This is a genomic window from Nocardia sp. GCM10030253, from assembly GCF_042675075.1.
Classification (GTDB): domain Bacteria; phylum Actinomycetota; class Actinomycetes; order Mycobacteriales; family Mycobacteriaceae; genus Nocardia.
The window spans coordinates 11675-34776 of the sequence record NZ_JBHTDL010000012.1 but is presented as its reverse complement, the minus strand read 5'-3'; the positions used below and the strand labels follow the sequence as shown (position 1 = coordinate 34776).

The 23102-nt window shown below is 68.7% G+C and carries 1 protein-coding gene (cut by a window edge); it reads left to right on the top strand.

Going from position 1 to position 23102, the window contains the following annotated elements; genetic code table 11:
- A protein-coding gene (locus tag ACFQZZ_RS26455) for a non-ribosomal peptide synthase/polyketide synthase (protein ID WP_378686216.1) crosses the window boundary here: on the top strand, nucleotides 1–23102 show its 3' portion. 2179 nt of this gene lie to the left of the window's left edge; 23102 of the gene's 25281 nt are visible here — the last part of the coding sequence; the start codon falls outside the window, past its left edge; its stop codon occupies nucleotides 23100–23102.

Below are 23102 nucleotides of genomic sequence, written 5' to 3'. Positions count from 1 at the left end.
GGCCACGGCCGGAGCGTATTCCGCTGTCTCCGGCACAGCGGCGAATGTGGTTCCTCAACCGATTCGGCACCGACGCGGAGACCGCCTACGTCTTCGATACCGCGGCGGTGGACAACATCCCGGTCGCCTTGCGGCTGCGCGGTGGCCTCGACGTTCCTGCGCTCTCGGTAGCGATCACCGATATCGTCGCGCGGCACGAGATCCTGCGGACCGTCTATCCGCAGACCGGCACCGGACCGGTACAGCTGGTACGTCCGGTGCACGCGGTGTTCGACCTGTCGCCCTCGGATGTGCCCGAGGCGGAGCTGGCCGGTGCCGTCATGGCGGTCGCCGGGCAGGGATTCGATGTCACCGAGGAGATTCCGGTCCGGGTGCGGTTGCTGCGCAGCGGGCCGGATGATCACACGCTGGTCCTGGTAGTGCACCACATCGCCGCCGACGGTGTCTCGATGGGTCCGTTGATGCGCGACCTGATTACCGCCTACACCGCCCGCCGCGCCGGGCGCAGGCCGGATTGGGCTCCGCTCGCGGTGCAGTACGCGGATTACGCGCTGTGGCAGCAGCAGGTGCTCGGCGACGAAGCCGATCCGGATTCCACGGCCGCGCGCCAGCTCGACTTCTGGGCCGCCGAACTAGCCGAGCTACCGGGCCAATTGGAGCTACCCAGCGATCGTCCGCGCCCGGTGACCGCGTCTCGCCGCGGCGCCACTCACGAGTTCGTCGTCGACGCCGCACTGCGGGCCGAGGTCGGTAAGATCGCCGCGCGGTGCCGGGCCACGCCGTTCATGGTGCTGCATGCCGCGCTGGCCGCGTTGCTCGCCAGGCTCTCCGGCACCTCCGACATCGCGGTCGGCACCCCTGTCGCCGGTCGCGGTGATCGGGCGCTCGACGACCTCGTCGGCATGTTCGTCAACACCCTGGTGCTGCGCACCGAGGTGCGTGGCGCGGCGTCCTTCGTCGACCTCGTCGCCCACGCGCGCGAACGCGACCTGCGCGCCTTCGCGCACAGCGATATCCCCTTCGAGCGTCTGGTGGAGGTGGTCAACCCGGCCCGATCCCAGGCCAGACACCCGCTGTTCCAAGTCGCGCTGTTCATGCAGAACATCGGTCCGATCGCGCTGAGCATGCCGGGCCTGAACGCCGACGTCATCGACTTCGATCCCGGATTCGCCAAATTCGACCTCCAGCTGACCATTTCGGATACCGGTCCCGCCGACAACGGCTACCGCGCCGAATTCACCTACGCCACCGACTTGTTCGACCCGGCCACGGTGCGCGAGTTCGGTGTGAAATTCCTCAGGTTGCTGCGCGCTGTCGTCGCGACGCCGGATGCCGCCATCGGCGATATCGACCTGATGGATGCGGGCGAACTCGACTATGTCACCGCAAGCTGGAATGCCAGCGGGCACAGGGTAGCCGACCGGTTCCTGCACGAGGGCTTCGACAACCAAGTTCAACGCACCCCGAATGCGGTCGCGCTGGTGAGCGATACGGCGGAGGCGACTTACACAGAGCTATCCGAGCGAGCCAATCGACTGGCACGGATGCTGATCGAGACCGGCGTCGGCCCGGAAACGCTGGTGGTGCTGGCACTCCCACGGTCGATCGAGCTAGTCATCGCCATGTACGCGGTGCTGCGAGCGGGTGGCGCCTACGTCCCGGTGGACACCGGTCATCCCGCCGAGCGGATCCGGCACATTCTCGACACAGCGCGGCCGCACACCGTACTCACCACGCGCGCCACCGGGTTCACGCTTCCCGACGCCGTCCCGGCCGCCGTGCGGCTGCATCACCTCGACGAGCTAGAGCTGTCCGACTACTCGGTCGCCAAGATCGTTGACCGCGAACGGCTCGCCACCCTGCGCCCCGAACACCCCGCCTACGTCATCTTCACCTCCGGATCGACCGGGAGGCCGAAGGGCGTCGCGATCGAGCACCGCGCCATCGCCAACCAGCTGGCTTGGATGCACGACGAGTACCGCGTCCGCACCGGCGACGTGTACCTGCAGAAGACCGCGACCACCTTCGACGTATCGCTGTGGGGTTATTTCCTGCCGCTGCGCGCGGGCGCGACGCTGCTGCTCGCCGCCGCGGACGGCCACCGCGATCCGCGCTATCTCGCGGAAACGATTGCCCGCCACGGTGTCACGCTGACCGACTTCGTTCCCTCCATGCTTTCGGTGTTCGCCACCCATGCCCAGCTCGGCGAACTCGATGCGCTGCGCGATGTTTTCGTCATCGGCGAGGCGCTGGCCCCGGAGACCATCGCCGCATTCCACGCGGTGAGCGCCGCCGCGCTGCACAACCTGTACGGCCCGACCGAGGCCGCCGTGTCGATCACCTCGCGCGAGGTCAGCGCGGACGACACCCCTGTGGTGCCGATCGGTGAACCGGAGTGGAATTCTCAGGTCTACGTGCTGGATTCGCGGCTGCATCCGGTGCCGATCGGGGTGCCCGGTGAGCTGTATCTGGCCGGTGCCCAGCTGGCGCGCGGCTATTACGGACGGGTGGACCTGACCGCGGATCGCTTTGTCGCGAACCCGTTCGGCATGTCCGGTCAACGGATGTACCGCACCGGTGATCTGGTGCGTTGGAGCCAGGACGGCGAACTCGTCTACCTCGGCCGGGTCGACTTCCAGGTGAAGTTCCGCGGCCAGCGCGTCGAGCTCGCCGAGATCGAGACCGCGCTGCTCGCCGCGCCAGGAGTGGGTCAGGCCGCGGCGCGCTTGATCACCGCCGACACCGGTGACTACCTCGCGGGCTATGTGATTCGCACGTCGGGCGGCGACCTGGACCTGGATGCGGTGAAAGAGGGGCTGGCGCGGCACCTGCCCGGTTACCTGGTGCCCACCGTGCTCGTCGAACTCACCGAGTTCCCGCTCAACACCAGCGGCAAGCTGGATCGCACCGCGCTACCGCTTCCAGTTTTGCGGCCCAAGCGATTTCGAGCCCCCATCGATGCGGCACAGCGCCTGGTGGCGTCGGTGTTCGCCGAGGTGCTCCAGGTCGAGCGGGTCGGCTTGGACGACGACTTCTTCGCACTCGGCGGCAGCTCGCTGGATGCCACACAGGTCACCGCGAGGGCCGGGGACGCCGTCGGCACCCGGATCCCGGTGCGTGCGCTCTTCGAAGCGTCCACGGTGGAGGGTTTCGCCGCAACGGTGCGCGAATCGAGCAGTAACGGCACGCCGCGCCGCAAACTCGTGCCCCAGGACCGACCCGAGCTGATCCCGCTGTCGCTGGCGCAGCAGCGGATGTGGTTCCTCAACCGCTTCGACACCGCGTCGGCCGTGCACAACATTCCGGTCGCGGTCCGGTTGACCGGTGACCTGGATATCACCGCGCTGCAACAGGCCGTCACCGATGTGATCGGCAGGCACGAAGCACTACGCACGGTATACCCGGAGCAGGACGGCGTCGCATACCAGCTGGTGCTGTCCCTCGACGAGATGGTCGTCGACCTGACCCCGATTCCGGTGGACACCGAGTCACTCGGTGCGCGCATCGCCGAGGAGGTTTCCGGCGGATTCGATGTGACCAACGAGGTCCCGTTGCGGGCCGAGCTTTTCCGGGTCGTCGGCGCCGGCATCGGTGCCGATCCCGAGTACGTCCTGGTGCTCGTCGCACACCACATCAGCGCGGACGGATGGTCCATGGGGCCGCTCACCCGGGACGTGATGGCGGCCTACGCTGCTCGTGCCGCGGGAGTGCCGCCGATGTGGTCGCCACTGCCGGTGCAGTACGCGGACTTCAGCATCTGGCAGCGCGAAGTGCTTGGTGCGGAGTCCGATCCGGAGAGCCTGATCTCGGCACAGGCCGAATACTGGCGCGGCACACTCGACGGCTTGCCGGACGAGATGAATCTGCCAGCGGATCGGCCCCGGCCTGCGGTGCCGTCGTATGTCGGTGGACGCGTGCCCTTTTCGATCGACGCCGAGCTGCAACAAGGTCTGCGGCGGATCGCGAGCGAGCAGCACGCGACGTTGTTCATGGTTGTGCACACCGCGCTCGCGGTATTTCTCGCGCGCTTGTCGGGCACCGACGACATTGCGATCGGCACCCCGATCGCCGGTCGTGGTGACACCGAACTCGGCGACCTGATCGGCATGTTCGTGAACACTCTGGTGCTGCGCACCGAGGTGTCGGGGCAGTCGACATTCGGCGAACTGCTCGAGCGGACCAGAGACGCCGACCTGCAGGCGTTCGCGCACGCCGAGCTGCCGTTCGAGCGGCTGGTCGAGTTGTTGAATCCGGAGCGTTCGACGGCCAGGCACCCGCTGTTCCAGGTGGCGTTGACGTCGGAGGACCTGCCGGAGAGCCGGTTCGAGCTGCCGGGGTTGCGTGTCGAGGCCGTGGATATCGAGTTCGATGCTTCGAAGTTCGATCTGTCGCTGGCCATCGGCCACGCCGAGTCCGGTATGCGGGCGGAGTTCTCCTTTGCCCGGGATCTGTTCGACGAAGCAACGGTGCGGATGTTCGCGCAGCGATTCACCCGCCTGCTCGCCGAGATCGTCGCCCGACCCGACGCCGCTGTCGGCGATCTGTCATTGCTTGCCGAGCCCGAGTACGCCGCGTTGACCCGCGTACCAGGTGAGGAGGTGATGGCGACCGCGCTGCTTCCGGACCTGCTCACCCGGGGCGTGCGATTCGGACGGGACCGTATCGCGGTGCGATACGAGGGCAGGTCGGTCACCTATGGCGAGCTCGACGACTATTCCTCGCGACTGGCACGCGTCCTGATCGATCGCGGTGTCGGCCCGGAAAGCCTTGTCGCGGTATCTTTCCCCCGGTCCTACCACATGGTGGCGGCGGTCCTCGCGGTCGCGAAGGCGGGTGGTGCGCACGTACCGGTCGATCCGACCTATCCGGCGGATCGGGTGCGGCACATGGTGACCGACTCCGCCGCGGTACTCGGCATCACCGGCGGTGATCATGTCGGGCGCCTACCCGACGACGTGGACTGGCTGGTGCTGGACGCTCCTTCGACGGTTGCGGTGTGCGCGGCGAAATCCGCCGCCGCGGTGACCGATGCCGACCGCTCGGCACCGCTGCGTATGGGGCATCCGGCATATGTGATCTACACGTCGGGGTCGACGGGTATGCCAAAGGGCGTCACGGTCACTCATGCGGGTCTCGGTGGTCTCGCCGACCACGCGACCCGCCTCTACCAGCTGGGATCCCAGCACCGATTCCTGCACATCTGCTCGCCCAGTTTCGATCCGTCGGTGCTCGAATGGGTGTGCGCCTTCTCCGTGGGCGCGACCCTGGTGATAGTGCCGCCGAGCATTATCGGCGGCGACGAGCTCGGCACATTGATGCGCGATGAGGGTGTCACCCACACGATCGTCACGCCCGCGGTGCTCGGCACCGTCGACCCCGCCGACCAGCGGCAGCTGCTGATGGCCTCGGTCGGCGGCGACGTCACGACGCCGGAATTGCTGGCCAAATGGCAGCCGGGACGGCGGTATTTCAACGGCTACGGCCCCACCGAGACCACGATCATCTCCTCCTACGCGCAGTTGTCCGCGGGGCGGCACATCACCATCGGCACACCGGTGCACGGCATGGCAGCACTGGTGCTCGACGGTCGACTCAACCCGGTGCCGCCGGGTGTGGCGGGCGAATTGTATTTGGCCGGGGGTGCTTTGGCGCGTGGCTATCGGAATCGCCCCGGGCTGTCGGCGGATCGGTTCGTGGCAAACCCCTGGGGCGCGCCGGGAACTCGGATGTACCGCACCGGCGACATGGTGCGCTGGTTGGACGGGGAGCTCGACTATGTCGGCCGCTCGGATTTCCAGGTGAAGATTCGCGGGTTCCGTATCGAACTCGGCGAGATCGACGCGGTGCTCACCGGTCACCGCGATGTCGAGTTCGCGACCACGATGGGGCGCGAACACGCGTCCGGCGCGACGATTCTCGTTTCCTACGTGCTGCCGTCACCGGGCCGGTCGCCGGATCCGGTCGAACTCACCGCCTTCGCCGCACGTGCGCTGCCATCGCACATGGTGCCTGCGGCCATTGTGGTGCTCACGGAGATCCCGCTGACCCCCGTCGGCAAGCTGGACCGCAAGGCATTGCCCGAGCCGGTCCTGGCCTCCGTCGAGTTCCGTGCGCCGAGTAGCGACATCGAGTCGGTCGTGGCCGAGACCTTCGCCGCATTGCTCGCGGCCGAGCGGGTCGGCGCGGACGACGATTTCTTCGCCCTCGGTGGAAACTCCCTTATCGCAACACAACTCGCGGCGCGGCTGACGAAGGCAATCGGCACACAGGTGCCGGTGCGCGCGGTCTTCGACGCACCGACCGTGCGCGATCTCGCCCGTCTGATCACAGCGGCGGAGGTCGAGCAGCGGCCGCTGCCGCCGCTGGTCGCGCAGGATCGCGACGAGGCGATTCCGCTGTCGATCGCGCAGCAGCGCATGTGGTTCCTCAACCGATTCGATGCCCGCGGCGGCTACAACATCCCGTTCGCGCTGCGGCTGACCGGCATGCTGAACGTGCCAGCGCTGCAGGCCTCGATCGCCGATGTGATCGGCAGGCACGAGACGCTGCGCACCCTCTACCCGGAGCGCGACGGCGTGGCAACCCAACTGATCTTGCCCGCGGGTACCCGCCTGGTCGAGCTGGTGCCGGAGCCGGTCGCCGCTGCTGAGCTGGCACGGATCGTCACCGCGGTGGCGCAGACCGGATTCGACGTCACCACCGAAGTGCCGCTGCGGGTGCGGTTGCTGCGTTTGGACGAGGAGCCGGGCGCGACCCCGGTACGCGCCGACCAGCAGGTGCACATCCTGCTGTTCGTGGTGCACCACATCGCCGCCGACGGCTGGTCGGCCGCGCCGCTGACCCGCGACCTCGCCGCCGCCTATGTCGCGCGCTGCGCCGGTCTCGCGCCCGCGTGGGGCCCGCTCCCGGTGCAGTACGCGGACTTCGCGATCTGGCAGCGTGCCGCCCTCGGCGGCAGCGACGACAAGACCTCGGTGCTGGCCCGCCAATTGCGTTACTGGACGCGGTGTTTGGAGGGTGTGCCCGAGGTACTGACGCTGCCGTCGGATCGTCCGCGCGCGGCGGTGTCCACCAACCGAGGCGCCGCGATCACCTCTCGGTTGGATCGCGGACTGCACCAGGCGATCCAGGATGTCGCGACGATGCATCGCGTCTCCCCGTTCATGGTTCTGCACACCGCGCTCGCGGTGCTGCTCGCCCGCCTCGCCGGGACCGCCGACGTCGTGATCGGCACCCCCGTCGCGGGCCGCGGCGACGAGGCGCTCGACGAACTCGTCGGCATGTTCGTCAATACACTCGTGCTGCGCACCGACGTGCGGCCGGACGCGCGCCTCGCGGAGTTGCTCGCCCACGTCCGTGATACCGATCTCGCCGCGTTCGATCATGCCGCGGTGCCGTTCGAGCAGCTGGTCGAGGTGCTGAACCCGGTTCGTTCCCAGGCGCACGCACCGCTGTACCAGGTGTCGTTGACGCTGCAGAACCAGGCCAAGCCGGACTTCCGGCTGAACCGGCTCGCCATCGCCGCGATCGATGCGGGCCCGGGTCCGATTCAGCTGGACCTGGATTGGACCCTGACCGACCGCTACGACGCCGACGGCGCGGCGAGCGGCATCGACGTGCACCTGCACTATGCGCTCGACCTGTTCGACGAACAGACCGCCGCCGGATTCCTCGCGGGTTTCGAACGCGTACTGCGCGCGATCGTGCGTGACACCCGGACGATGGTCGGCGATGTCGAACTGATGTCGGTGGCCGAGCGCGGTCTGCTGCTCTCCGACCGCAACGCCACCACACACCGGCTGCCCCGCGAGACACTCGGCCAGCTGCTCGACCGCCGGGCCGCCGCGAGCCCCGACCAGGCCGCGCTGCTCTTCGAGGGCACGTGCGTGACCTACGGCGAACTCGCGGCCAGGGCGAATCGACTTGCCCGCTGGCTGATTTCGGAAGGGATCGGCCCGGACGCGATCGTCGGGCTGGCAGCGCGGAAGTCCGTCGACATGGTCGTGGCGATGTTTGCGATCGTGCAGGCGGGCGGCGCGTATTTGCCGGTCGACCCGGACCATCCGGTCGAACGCATCGAACACATCCTGGGCACGGCGGGCGCGCGACTGGTGCTGTCCGCGGGCGCGGCGACTCTGCCCGCACTGGACGGTGTGCGCGTGACGGCGGTCGAGCAGCTGGAACTCGCGGAACTCGCCGCCGGACCGATCCTCAGCGGCGATCGGATCGCGCCGCTGCGGCCGGACAACGCCGCCTACATACTCTTCACCTCGGGATCGACCGGTCTGCCCAAGGGCGTGACCACCAGCCACCGCGCCATCATGAACCAATTGCGCTGGCTGGAAAGTCGTTACGAGGTCACGGCCGCCGATCGGATCATGCAGCGGGCGCCGATCACCTTCGACGTCTCGGTATGGGAATGCTTCCTGCCCGCGGCGGTCGGTGCGCCGCTGGTGATTCCGCGTCCAAACGGGCATCTCGACCTGGATTACCTGGCCGGGCTGATGCGTGAACACGCCGTCACGATCGCCGAGCATGTGCCCTCGGTACTGGCCGCGCTGATCGCCGAGGGGCACGGGGACGCACTGCGCTCGTTCCGGCACCTGCACTGCGGCGGCGAGGCATTGCCGTCGGACCTGCTCGCGGCGCTGCGCGAGCACGTCGGCGGCGTCGTGCACAACGCCTACGGACCGACCGAAGCAGCGATCTCGACGATCTACCACGAATTCACCGATGCCGATCGCGGTCCCGATCTGGCCATCGGCCGACCCAACTGGAACACCCGCGCTTACGTGCTCGACGCCCGGCTGCGTCCGGTACCGACGGGCGTGACCGGTGAGCTGTACCTGGCGGGCGATCAGTTGGCGCGCGGATACGAGGGCCGCACCGGTCTCACGGCCGAGCGGTTCCTCGCCGATCCGTTCGGTGTCCCCGGCGCCCGCATGTACCGCACCGGCGACCTGGTGCGCTGGAACCGTGACGGCGATCTGGTCTACTTGGGCCGCAACGATTTCCAGGTGAAGCTGCGCGGCCAGCGGATCGAACTCGGCGAGATCGAATCGGCGTTGCTCGCGGCCACCGGTGTCACGAACGCCGCAGTGCTGCTGGCACGCGACACCGCGGGCACCGAATGTCTGGTCGGCTATGTGTCCGGCACCGGGCTATCGGCCGAGGCGGTGCGCACGGCTGTACGCGCCCAGTTGCCCGGCTATATGGTTCCTGCCCACCTGGTCGTGCTCGACGAAATGCCGCTCACCACGGTGGGCAAGCTCGATCGCGCGGCGCTGCCGGCTGTCGAGTTCACCGGTCCGGTAACGGCATTCCGCGCGCCACGTGAGGGGAGCGAATCCGTTCTCGCCGCCCTGATCGGTGACCTGCTCGGGGTAGCCGCCGACGCGCCGCTCGGCGCGGACGACGACTTCTTCGCGCGTGGCGGCAATTCCCTGCTCGCCATGCGCCTGGTTGCTCGCGCGAATGCGGCGCTGGGATGCGATCTGAATGTGCGTGCGGTGTTCGAGGCGCCGACCGTCGCGGAACTGGCGGTCCGTGTGACGCGGACACCGCACCGGATGCTGCCCGCGCTGGTCGCCGCGGCGCGTCCGGCGCGGATCCCGTTGTCGCTGGCGCAGACCCGGATGTGGCTGCTCAACCGACTCGATCCGGAGTCGACCGTTTACCACATCCCGATCACCATCCGGCTCACGGGCGCACTCGATATCGCCGCACTGCGCGCCGCACTGTTCGATGTCGTCGGCAGGCACGAGTCGCTGCGGACGGTCTTCCCGGAAGACGGCGCGGGGCCGGTCCAGGTGGTCACGCCCATGGCGGAGGTCCGCCTGCGGCTGAGCCGGTCGGATGTCGCATCGGACGAGCTGCCCGGGGCGGTGGTCGCGGCCGTCGGCCTCGGATTCGATCTGCGTACGGGCCTGCCGGTGCGGGCCACTCTGCTGCGTGCCGGGCCGCACGACCATGTGCTGGTCGTCGTTGTGCACCACATTGCCGCGGACGGCGTCTCCACCGGCCCGCTGGCCCGCGACCTGATGGTCGCCTACGCCGCGCGCACGGCGGGCACGGAGCCGCAGTGGCGGCCGCTGCCGATCCAGTACGCGGACTTCACCCTCTGGCAGCGCGCGGCATTGGGTGACGCCGCCGATCCGGAATCGGTGCTGGCTCGCCAGATCGCGTACTGGCGGACCGAACTCGACGGGCTCGCACCGGTTCTCGAACTACCGACCGACCGGCCACGCCCGCCGGTGGCCTCCGGTCGCGGCGCGGCGGTCGGTTTCGAAGTTTCCGCTGAAGTGACCGCGGCGATCGCCGATCTCGCACGCAGGCACGGTGTGTCGACCTTCATGGTCGTGCATGCCGCTTTCGCCACCGTCCTCGCGCGGCTGACAGGCGCCGATGATGTCGCGATCGGCACACCCATCGCCGGACGGGCCGAGGAAGCCCTCGACGATCTGGTCGGCATGTTCGTCAACACCCTGGTGTTGCGCACCGCGGTGCGGTCCGGCGCATCGTTCGGCGAGCTGCTCGCGCAGGTACGCGACACCGACGTGCGTGCCTTCGCCAACGCCGATCTGCCCTTCGAGCGGCTGGTCGACGAACTGAATCCGGTGCGCTCGCAGTCACATTCACCGATCATCCAAACGCTGCTGACCTTCGAGCACCGCGACGACACGATGCTGCGGCTGCCCGGGCTGGAGGTTTCGGCGTTCGAACTGGACAATCCGATCGCACAGTTCGAGTTGTCGCTGGCACTGACCGAGGTCGCCGCGGCGGACGGCACCGCGCTGCGTGCGCAGCTGCGCTATACGACGGATCTGTTCGATGAGTCGACGGTCCGGTCGTTCGCGGCGCGGTTCGTGCGGGTGCTCGAGGCCGCGGTGGCGGATTCGGCGGTACGGGTCGGTGACATCGAACTGCTGGAGCACGCCGAGCGGGTCCGCGTCCTGGAATCCTGGAACGCGACGACCGCCGATTTCGACTCTACGGCGACGCTGGTGTCGCTGTTCGAGGCCCAGGTGGCGCGGACACCGTTCGCGCCTGCGGTGACCCTGGCGGGGACGAGTCTGTCCTACTCCGAGTTCGCGGCGCGTGTGCATCGGCTGGCGCGGTTCCTCGTCACGCAGGGCGTCGGCCCGGATTCGCTGGTGGCGCTGGGCATGCGGCGGTCGATCGACCTGATCATCGGCATGTACGCGGTGACGGTCGCGGGCGGCGCGTACGTTCCGCTCGACCCGGATCATCCGGCCGAGCGCACCGAATACGTGCTCGGCACCGCGCGGCCGGTGTGCGCGCTGACCTCGGGGCTGGACCTGGAAGTCGGGGGCGCGCGGCAGATCAGGATCGACCGACTCGACCTGGACGCCTATTCGGCGGCGCCGCTCACCGATGCCGATCGGGTGGGCGTGCTGGCCGCTGGCCACCCCGCGTACGTGATCTTCACGTCGGGTTCGACCGGTCGGCCGAAGGGCGTCACGGTATCGCACGCGGCGATAGTCAACCGGCTCCGGTGGATGCAGGCCGAATACCGGCTGTCCGACGACGACGTGGTGCTGCAGAAGACTCCGGCGACCTTCGATGTGTCGGTGTGGGAGTTCTTCTGGCCGTTGCAGGTCGGGGCGAGGCTGATCGTCGCGCGCCCGGACGGGCATCGCGATCCGGTCTACCTCGCCCGCCTCATGTCCGCCGAGCGGGTGACCGTCGTCCACTTCGTGCCATCGATGCTCGCGGTGTTCGTCGCCGATGATCTGGCCGGGCAATGTGATTCGCTGCGGCAGGTGTTCGCCTCCGGTGAAGCGTTGCCCGCCGGGACGGCACAGCGGTTGCGCGAACTGACCGGTGCCCGCCTGCACAACCTCTACGGGCCGACCGAAGCCGCCGTCGATGTGACCTACCACGAGGTCACCGACGTCGACGTCGTGTCGGTGCCGATCGGGCGACCGGTGTTCAACACCAGGGTGTATGTGCTGGATTCGCGGTTGCGCCCGGTGCCCGCGGGCGTCGCGGGTGAGTTGTACCTGGCGGGTAGGCAATTGGCGGACGGGTACGTAGCCCGTGCGGAGCTGACCGCGGATCGGTTTGTGGCCAGCCCGTTCGGCGCGGGCGAGCGGATGTACCGGACCGGTGACCTGGTGAAGTGGACCACCAGCGGCGAACTGGAGTATTTGGGCCGCACCGATTTCCAGGTGAAGCTGCGTGGCCTGCGCATCGAACTCGGCGAGATCGAGGCCGCGCTCACCGCCATGGTCTCGATCGGGCAGGCCGTCGTGGTGGTGCGCACCGATGATCGGCTCGGCGACCAGCTGGTGGCGTATCTGATCGCGGCCGAGGACTCGGTCGACATAGCGGGCGTGCGTGCCGAACTGACTGCCGCACTGCCCGCCTATATGGTGCCGTCGGCATTCGTCGTGCTTGGCACCTTCCCACTCAACGCCTCCGGAAAACTCGACCGCACGGCGCTGCCCGCGCCGGTCTTCGAGGCAGTGGCCTATCGCGCACCGGAGACCGACACCGAGCACACGGTCGCGGGCATCATCGGCGAGCTGCTCGGCATCGAACAGCTCGGTGCCGACGACGATTTCTTCGCACTCGGCGGCAACTCGCTCATCGCCACCCAGGTGGCGGCTCGGCTCGGCGTCGCGGTGAACGCCGACATCCCGGTGCGACTGCTGTTCGAGACACCGACCGTGACCGGGCTCGCCGCACGGGCGGCGCGACTAGCGGGCACCGGCAGCCGTCCGAAGCTGACCGCGCGACCGCGGCCAGAGCTGGTCCCGCTCTCACCCGCGCAGCAGCGGATGTGGTTCCTCAACCGCTTCGACCCGGACGAGACGGTCAACAACATCCCCGTCGCCATCCGGCTGACCGGCGACGTCGACACCGGGGCGCTGGCCGCCGCGATCGCGGACGTGGTCGGCAGGCACGAAACCTTGCGCACCATCTATCCGGATATCGACGGCACCGGCTTCCAGCGGATTCTGGACCACGCCCACCTCCCGCCGATCGTGGCGCTGGATCCGGCGAACGCGACTGCCGCACTGGTGGCATTGGTGGCCGCACCCTTCGACGTGACCGCCGAGGTGCCGCTGCGCGTCGGCCTGGCTCGGCTGTCCGATCGCGAACACCTCCTCGCGCTCGTGGTGCATCACATTGCCGCCGACGGCTTCTCGATGGGTCCGCTCGCTCGCGATATCGCCACCGCCTACGCGGCACGCGCCACCGGCGCCGCGCCGAGCTGGACCGAACTCGGTGTGCAGTACGCCGACTACGCGCTCTGGCAGCGCGACGTGCTCGGGGCCGAGGACGATCCGGAATCGCTCGCCGCCGCGCAACTCCGATACTGGCAGCAGACCCTGCGCGGGCTGCCAGCACAGTTGGACCTGCCCGCCGACCGGCCGCGCCCCGCGATCGCCACGCATGCCGCCGCGAGCACCACACTCGCGCTCGACGCCACGATTCGAGACGGAATCGCCACCGTCGCACGGCGATACGACGCAAGCCCGTTCATGGTGGTGCATGCCGCACTGGCCACGCTGCTTGCCAGGTTGTCGGGCGCCGAAGACATCGCCATCGGCGCGCCGATCGCGGGCCGGGGCGATGCCGCACTCGACGATCTGGTCGGCATGTTCGTCAATACGCTGGTGCTGCGCGCCGAGGTGCCCGGCTCGGACACCTTTGCGGCCGTGCTGCGGCGGGTACGCGAGGGTGACCTGGATGCCTTCGCGCACGCCGAGGTGCCGTTCGAGCGGCTGGTCGAGGTGCTCGACCCGCCCCGCTCCGAAGCCCGCCATCCGCTGTTCCAGATCGCGCTGTTCTTCCAGAACCTCGCGCCTGTCGCGGTCGAGCTGGCGGGGGTGACCGTCGCCGAGCACGATTTCGACTACGAGACGACCCGATTCGATCTGCAGCTGACGGTCGCGGACGACGCGCTCCGATTCAGTTACGCCACGGATCTTTTCGATGAGTCGACCATCGTCGCCTTCGGCGCCCGGTTCACGCGGCTGCTCGCCGCGGTGACCGCCGACCCGGAACAAGTGGTCGGCGATATCGACCTGTTCGGGTCCGGTGAACTGGACCGGGTGGTCAACCAGTGGAACGACTCCGCGCACACCGCGTTCGTCGCGGAGATGCTGCTGGACGAGTTCGAGGCGCAGGCCGCGGCAACCCCGGACGCCACGGCGCTGGTGTTCGCATCCGAAAACGGCACCACCGGTGTGACTTCGACGTATGGCGAGTTGGACCGGCGGAGCAACCAACTGGCCCGGCACCTGATCGCCGGGGGAGTCGGCCCGGAATCACTGGTGGCGCTGGCTATTCGGCGCTCGACCGACCTGGTGGTCGCGATGTACGCGGTGCTCAAGGCCGGTGGCGCTTACGTCCCCGTCGACCCGGATCATCCGGCCCGACGCATCGCTCACATTCTCGACACCGCGCAGCCCGCCGCGCTGCTCACCACCGAGACCGATCGGGCGGACTTCGGTTACTCCGGTCCGACGATCCGCGTCGACACGGTCGCCATCGACGGATACCAGGACGACCCGATCGCGGTCGATGAGCGGACCGCCCCGGTCCACCCGAACAACCCCGCCTACGTCGTCTTCACCTCCGGCTCGACCGGAAAGCCCAAGGGCGTCAGCGTCTCGCACGCCGCGATCGTCAACCAGATGACCTGGATGCAGTCGGAGTACCTGCTGACCTCGCAGGACGTGTACTTGCAGAAGACGGCGACCACCTTCGACGTATCGCTGTGGGGGTACTTCCTGCCGCTGCGGATCGGTGCGACCCTGGTGCTCGCCACCCCGGACGGCCATCGCGATCCCGGCTATCTGACCGAGGTCGTCGCCGAGCACGGCGTCACCGTCACCGATTTCGTCCCGTCGATGCTGAGCGTGTTCGCCGGGCACACCGAATCCGCCGCGCTCGCAACGCTGCGCACGGTGTTCGTCATCGGTGAGGCGCTGCCCGCCGAAACGGTCCGTGCCTTCGGCGCGGTCAGCCAGGCTCGACTGCACAATCTGTATGGCCCGACCGAGGCGGCGGTGAGCATCACCTATCGCGACGTCACCGGTGAAATCGACCGCACCATCATGCCGATCGGCAATCCGGAATGGAACAGCCGGGTCTACGTGCTGGATTCGCGCCTGCGCCCGACACTGCCCGGTGTCGCGGGCGAGCTCTACCTGGCGGGCACCCAGCTCGCGCGCGGCTACCACGGCCGACCCGATCTGACCGCGGACCGCTTCGTCGCCAACCCCTTCGGCGTCCCCGGCGAGCGCATGTACCGCACCGGCGATCTGGTCCGCTGGGATACCGGCGCCACCACCGCCGAACTGGTTTACCTGGGTCGCACCGATTTCCAGGTGAAGTTCCGCGGACAGCGCATCGAGCTCGGTGAAATCGAATCCGTTCTGGCCGCGGTGCCCGGAGTCGCGCAGGCCGCCGCCCGAGTCGTCGGCACCGGCGACCAGTTGGTTGCGTATGTGACTCCGCTCGGTGGAAGCCCGGATGTCGTCGGTGATCTCGACACCGAGGTATTGCGCGCCGCGTCCGCCGCCTTGCCGTCCTACATGGTTCCGTCGGCGATCGTGGTGCTGGACGCGTTTCCGCTCAACGCCTCCGGCAAGCTCGATCGAAATGCTTTGCCGGAGCCGGTGTTCGACCGCACCGCCTATCGCGCACCGGTCACCCCGGCCGAGCGTTTGGTCGCATCGGCATTCGAGGCGGTGCTGGACGCGGCGCCCGTCGGCGCCGACGACAGCTTCTTCGACCTCGGCGGCAACTCGCTGATAGCTACCCGCGTGCTGGCTCGGCTCAGCGAGCGACTCGGCCGACGAGTCCCGGTACGCCTGCTGTTCGAGACACCGATTGTGCGGGAGCTGGCTGCCAGGCTCGCCGCCGAAGCGGATGCGGCGGAGCAGGTATTGCCACTGATCGCGGGCCCGCGTCCCGAACTGGTTCCGCTCGCGCCGGTGCAGCGTGGCATGTGGTTCCTCAATCGCCTCGACCCGGCGTCGGCCGCGCACAATATTCCGGTCGCCGTCCGCATCCGCGGCGAACTGGACGAAGTCGCCCTGTGCGCCGCGTTCGCGGATGTGGTTGCGCGGCACGAGGTGCTGCGCACGATGTATCCGGTGGACGCCACCGGCTCCGGCCACCAGGTGATCCTGCCCGCCGAACCCGCACCGGTCCGGCTGGCCGTCGACACCGACGAGCGACGGCCCGTCGACGAGCGTATCGCCGAATTCATCAGCGCCGGATTCGATGTCACCACCGAGGTGCCGGTGCGCGCGGTGCTGCTGCGCGAGGACGAGTCCAGTCACGTGCTCGTCGCCGTGCTGCACCACATCGCCGCCGACGGATATTCGATGAACCCCCTGCTGCGGGACCTGTTGTCGGCGTACCTGTCCCGACTGCTCGCCACTGCCCCGATCTGGCCGGAACTCGCCGCCCAGTACGCCGACTACGCGCTGTGGCAGACGCAGTCGCTGGAATCGGTTGCCGCGCAGCAGCTCGCGTACTGGCGTGAAACCCTGCGTGAGTTGCCGGAGGAACTCGCGCTGCCCACCGACCGGCCGCGGCCCGCCGTCGCGTCCAAGTGCGGCGGAAACATCCGCGCGCGGATCGGTGGCGGTGTCGGCGCTCGCGTGCACGAGCTGGCGACGGGGCACAACGCGACCTCGTTCATGGTCGTGCACGCCGCCCTCGCGGTGCTGCTGGCCCGACTGTCCGGTGCCGGCGATATCGCCATCGGCACGCCGGTCGCCGGTCGTGGCGCCGCCGCGCTCGACGATCTGGTCGGCATGTTCGTCAACACCCTGGTACTGCGCACCCGCCCGGACCACGATCGGTCGTTCACCGAACTACTTGCGCAGACGAGGGCTGTCGATCTGGCGGCCTTCGCGAATGCGACCGTCCCATTCGAGCGGGTCGCCGACGAACTCGGCGTCGAGCGCTCGCAGTCCAGGCATCCGCTGTTCACCGTCGCACTGAGTTACGCCGACACCGGGACGAGCACCGTTTCGGTGCCGGGACTCGACCTGACATCGGTCGAATTCGACGAGCCGGTGGCGCGATTCGATCTGCAGTTCACCGTCGCCGCCGAGCCGGATGCCGACGGCCACCTCGCGGTCGAGCTCAATTACGCGACCGACCTGTTCGACGCGGCCACCGCCGCCACCCTGCTGCGGCGATTCGGCCGCATCCTCGGCGCGCTCACCGCGAATCCCGAAACGGCGATCGGCGCGATCGACCTGCTTGCCCCGGCCGAACGTGCCGAATTGCTCGGCAGGCGGGGCGCGGACCCGGTGCCGGCGCGCACGCTCGCCGAGCTGATGGCCGCGGCAGTCGCCATGAATCCCGAAGCGACCGCGCTGATAGCGACCGACAGGGAGCTGACCTACCTGGCCTTGGACGAGCAGTCGTCGCGGCTGGCAAGAATGCTCATCGGTCACGGCATCGGCGCCGAAGACTTCGTCGCGGTGGCCATCCCGCGGTCGGCCGAGTCGGTGCTCGCGGTGTGGGCGGTGGCCAAGACCGGTGCCGCCTTCGTCCCGGTCGACCCGACCTACCCGGCCGATCGGATCGCGCACATGCTGTCGGACTCCGGCGCCACTGTCGGACTGACGACTATCGCGTGCCGACCGGGACTGCCGGACAGCGTCGAATGGCTGGCGCTGGACGCGGCCGCCGTCGCGGCGCGGATGCGGCACACGAGCGCCGCGCCGATCGGCGCGGGCGAGCTGGTCCGCCCGGTGCGGATCGACAACCCCGCGTGGATGATCTACACCTCCGGCTCGACCGGCATCCCGAAGGGCGTGCTCGCCACACACGCCGGTCTCGCCGGAATCGCACTGGCCCAACGCGATCGGTACTCGATCACCGCGGCATCCAGGACACTGCACGTCACCTCACCCAGCTTCGACGCCTGCATGCTCGAACTGCTGCTCGCGCTGCCGGCGGGTGCCGCGATGGTGGTCGCGCCGTCCGGGGTCTACGGGGGCGCCGAATTGACCGCGCTCATCCGCGACCAACGGGTGAGCCATGCGTTCATCACTCCGGCGGTATTGCAAACCCTCGACGCCGCAGAACTGCCCGAACTCACACACCTGACCGTCGGCGGTGAGTCCTACAGCCCGGATGTGGTGCGGCGCTGGGGAACCACCCGGGCTTTCTTCAACACCTACGGCCCGACCGAAACCACGGTCATCACCAATATCAGCGATCGGATACGCCCCGGCGATTCGTTCGACATCGGCACCCCGATCCACGGCATGTCGGCGGTAGTGCTCGATACCTGGCTGCGGCCGGTCCCCGTCGGGGTCACCGGTGAGCTGTACCTGCGTGGCCCCGGCTTGGCGCGCGGATACCATGCGCGGCAGGGGCTTTCGGCAGACCGCTTCATCGCCGACCCCTACGGCCCTGCGGGCGGACGACTGTACCGAACGGGCGATCTGGTCCGCTGGACGGCGGCGGGCGCAATCCAGTACGTGGGACGCGCCGACCACCAGGTCAAGGTGCGTGGCCTGCGCATCGAGCTCGGTGAGATCGACGCCGCGCTCTCGGCCGACGAAGCCGTCGAATACACGGTCACCATCGGCCACACCGACAACGCAGGGAACGTGTCGTTGGTCGCGTATGTGATCGCGGCCGCGGGCGCAACGATCGATACCGCGGAACTCGCCGTCTTCGCAGGGCGCTCGCTCGCCGCCTACATGGTGCCGGCCGCCATTATGGTGCTCGACGAAATGCCGCTGACGCCCACCGGCAAGCTCGATCGAAGGGCACTGCCGGAGCCTGATTTCCGGACCGTGCAGGCGCGCACCGCAGGCTATCGCGCACCGGAGACGGCCTTCGAGCTGGCAGTCGCCGAGACCATTGCCGATGTGCTCGGCCTCGACCGGACCGATGCCGTCGGTGTCGACGACGATTTCTTCGCCCTCGGCGGGAACTCGCTGATCGCCACGCAACTGGCCGCTCGACTCGGCAGCCGGCTCGACCTGACAGTCGGTGTCCGGATGGTCTTCGAGCACCCGACAGTCCACGCCATGGCCGCCGCCCTCGCCGCCACTGATCCGGCCGCGGCACCGGCACGTCCGGCGCTGACCCGGCGTACCGGATCGGACCCGGTCCCGCTGTCGCTCGCGCAGCAGCGCATGTGGTTCCTCAACCGTCTCGACCGCCAGTCCACCGCCTACAACATCCCGCTGGCGGTACGGCTGACCGGCGATCTCGATGTCACCGCGCTGAACGCGGCGATCACGGACGTGGTGGCACGCCACGAGGTGCTGCGCACCGTCTATCCGCAGCGGGATTCCGGTCCCGTGCAGGTGGTGCTTCCGATCGAACAGGCGGGTGTGCCGCCGCTCGCGGCGATCCGGGTTCCCCTCGACGACCTCGTCGCCGCGGTAACGGATTTCATCGGCGGCGGCTTCGACGTCACCGAATCGGTGCCGGTGCGGGCGCGACTGTTCGTTCCGGTCGATGTCGAGGCGGCAACGGCGGCCGAGCATGTGCTCGTCGTGGTCGTGCACCATATCGCCGCCGACGGTTCGTCACTGGTGCCGCTGGCCCGCGACGTCATGGTCGCCTACGCCGCGCGCAAACAGGGCAGCGTCCCCGCGTGGGCGCCGCTGCCGGTGCAGTACGCGGATTACAGCCTGTGGCAGCGGGATCTGCTCGGCTCCGAGGACGATCCCGGGTCGCTGGTCTCCCGGCAGCTCCGGTTCTGGACCGACACACTGGCCGAATTGCCCGCGCAGCTGGCCCTGCCGACCGACCGACCGCGTCCGGCGATCGTCTCCACACGCGGCAGGCACGTCGATTTCGCGATCGACGCGCAGGCGCACGCGCGTCTGGCAGAGCTCGGACGCGCATCCGGCGCGACACTGTTCATGGTGCTGCACGCGGCGTTCGCGGTCCTGCTCGCTCGTCTGTCGGGAACGCGGGACATCGCGCTCGGCACCCCGATCGCGGGCCGCGGCGAGGCCGCACTGGACGATGTCGTCGGAATGTTCGTGAACACCCTGGTGCTGCGCACGCAGGTGGACGCCGCCGACGGATTCACCGAGCTGCTCGACCGGGTTCGCACCGAGGACGTTGCGGCCTTCTCCCACGCGGACGTGCCGTTCGAGCGCCTGGTCGAGGTGCTGAACCCGGAGCGCTCGACTGCGCGGCACCCGCTGTTCCAGGTCGGCTTCTCCTTCCATAACCAGACCGAGGCGGATTTCGCGCTGGACGGATTGACCGCAACCGCGGCCGATTTCGACTACGAGATCTCCCAGTTCGACCTGCACCTGGTGGTGACCGATCGATACGACGCGGACGGCAACCCCGCGGGCATGTCGGCATCGATCACCTACGCCACCGCCTTGTTCGACGAATCCACCGTCGCGGGCTTCGCCGGCCGCCTGCAACGGCTGCTGGCCGCGGTGTGCGCCACGCCGCAGGTGCCGGTCGGTGATCTCGCGCTGCTGGACACCGCCGAACGCGAGCGCATGCTCGTGACCTGGAACCAGGCCCAATGCGAATTCGCACCGGCCACCCTGGTTACCGCGTTCGAAGCGCAAGTGGCACGGACGCCGGACGCGGTTGCTGTCGTCGACGACGAGACCACTCTGACCTACGCGGAGTTCGGCGCTCGGGTACACCGGCTGGCGCGCGTCCTCATCGGGCGTGGCATCGGCCCGGAAGCGCTGGTGGCCCTCGCCATCCCGCGCAGCGTCGATCTGATGGTCGCGATGTACGCGGTTGTGGTCGCGGGCGGTGCTTACGTGCCGCTGGACCCGGCGCACCCGCTGGAACGCACCGCGAGCGTGCTTGCCGCCGCCAACCCGGCGCTCGTGCTGACCTCGACCGGGCAGCCGATGCTGCCGGAAACGGTGACAGGTCACGATGTGGTGCTGGATATCTCGATCGCCGACGCGATGCCGGATGCCGGTCCGGTGCGTGCCGACGAGCGCCCGGCCGCACTCGCGGCGTCGAACACCGCCTATGTCATCTTCACCTCGGGATCGACCGGTACACCCAAGGGCGTCGCCGTCCCGCACGCGGCCGTCGCGCACCAGCTGGAATGGATGCAGTCGGAGTACCAGCTGGGCGCCGACGACGCGAGCTTGCTGATGACCTCGGCGGCCTTCGACCTTTCGGTGTGGGAATTCTGGTGGGCATTGCGCACCGGAGCCCGGGTCGTGCTCGCACCGCACGGTGTTCAGCGTGATCCCGCGGCGGTGGTTGATCTGATCCGCCGCGCTTCGGTGACCACCGTGACGTTGGTGCCGTCGCTACTGGCCATGGTGGCCGAGGTGTCGGGTACTCGGCATCTGCCACGATCCCTGCGCAGGCTGCTCGTCATCGGCGAGGCCTTGCCGACCGCGACCGTCGAGCGCGTTCGCCAGCTCACCACCGCCCGCATCGACAACCTGTACGGTCCCACCGAAGCGGCGGTCTCGGTCACTCGGTTCCCGACCGGCACCGGCACCGGGCACGCGGTGGTGCCGATCGGCACACCTGAATCGGGCAACCAGGTCTACGTCCTCGACGACCGGATGCATCCGGTTCCCGCCGGTGTCACCGGCGAGCTGTACCTCGGTGGCGCACAGTTGGCCAGGGGTTATCACGGCAGGCCGGAGCTGACCGCGGAACGATTCGTGGCCGATCCGTTCGGTGCACCGGGGACTCGCCTGTATCGCACCGGCGACATCGTGCGCTGGGGCGCGGACGGCAATCTCGAGTACGTCGAACGTCGCGACTTCCAGGTGAAGGTGCGCGGCTACCGGATCGAGCTCGCCGAGATCGAACATGCGCTGCGCTCGCGGCCTTTGGTGTCCGGGGCCATCGTCCTCGCCCATCACACGGGCGGTGCGAACGCGATGCTGGCCGGGTATTTCACCGCGACAGAGCAGATCGACCCGGACGTGCTGCGCTCCGAGCTGACCGACGTCCTGCCCAGCTACATGGTTCCTGCGGTGCTTCGGCAACTGGAAGCCGTGCCGCTGAACGCGAACGGCAAGGTCGACCGGGCGGCGCTGCCGCGACCGGAGTCGATTGCCCGCGAATTCCGGGCACCGACGACAGCACTGGAGCAGACCGTCTGCTCGGTCTTCGCCGACGTGCTCGACGCCGAGCGAATCGGGCTCGACGACAATTTCTTCGAACGCGGCGGCAACTCGCTGCTGGCCACCAGGCTCGCCACCCAACTGAGTGCGGCGCTGGTCGAAGAGATCCCGGTGGTCTGGCTGTTCGCGGCACCGACACCGGCGGGATTGGCCGCTCAGCTGACATCGCATCGGTCCGGGCGCGGCAGGGTCGACGCGCACGCGGCGTTCGACGTGCTGTTGCCACTGCGGTCCGGGGGCGCCCGCGAACCGCTGTTCTGTCTGCACCCGGTCGGCGGTGTCGCCTGGTCCTTCGCGGGCCTGGCCGCCCACATCGATCCCGAGCGGGGCATCTACGGCCTCCAGTCGCCGGTGCTGAGTTCGGACGCCGCCCTGCCGGACTCGATCGAGGACTGGGCAAGGCATTACGTGCGGGAGATCCGCGCTGTGCAACCGGAAGGCCCCTACCATCTGCTCGGCTGGTCGCTCGGCGGTGTGCTCGCGCACGCGGTCGCGATCCAATTGCAAGATCAGGGACAGCATGTCGCGTTGCTCGCGATGATGGACAGCTCGCTGAACATCGCGGTGGACGAGACGGCAACAGTGCCGGTAGCGGACCTGCTCGGTGGCCTGCTCGGCGAACAGGCCGATGACGCGGACACCGAACTCGATCTCACCCGGCTCGCGCAACGCATCGCCGAATTGCCGGAGCCATTCGCCTCCTTCGGCGCCGACCGCCTCGGCCGGGTGCTCGACGCGGGCACCCGCTCGCTGCGGCTCATCACCCGCTACCGCCCGCGCCCCTACAAGGGCAACCTCGTCTACTTCACCGCCTCCCTCGACGACCCGACCGGCGCCACCGGTGCCGCGAGCTGGTCCGACGCCATCGACGGCACTGTGCACAACCACGCCGTCGAGTCCTCGCACTGGCGCATGACCTCCGGGTCCGCGCTCGCCCGTATCGGCCACGTGCTGACCACGGTCTGGGCCAACCAAGCCCGCTAG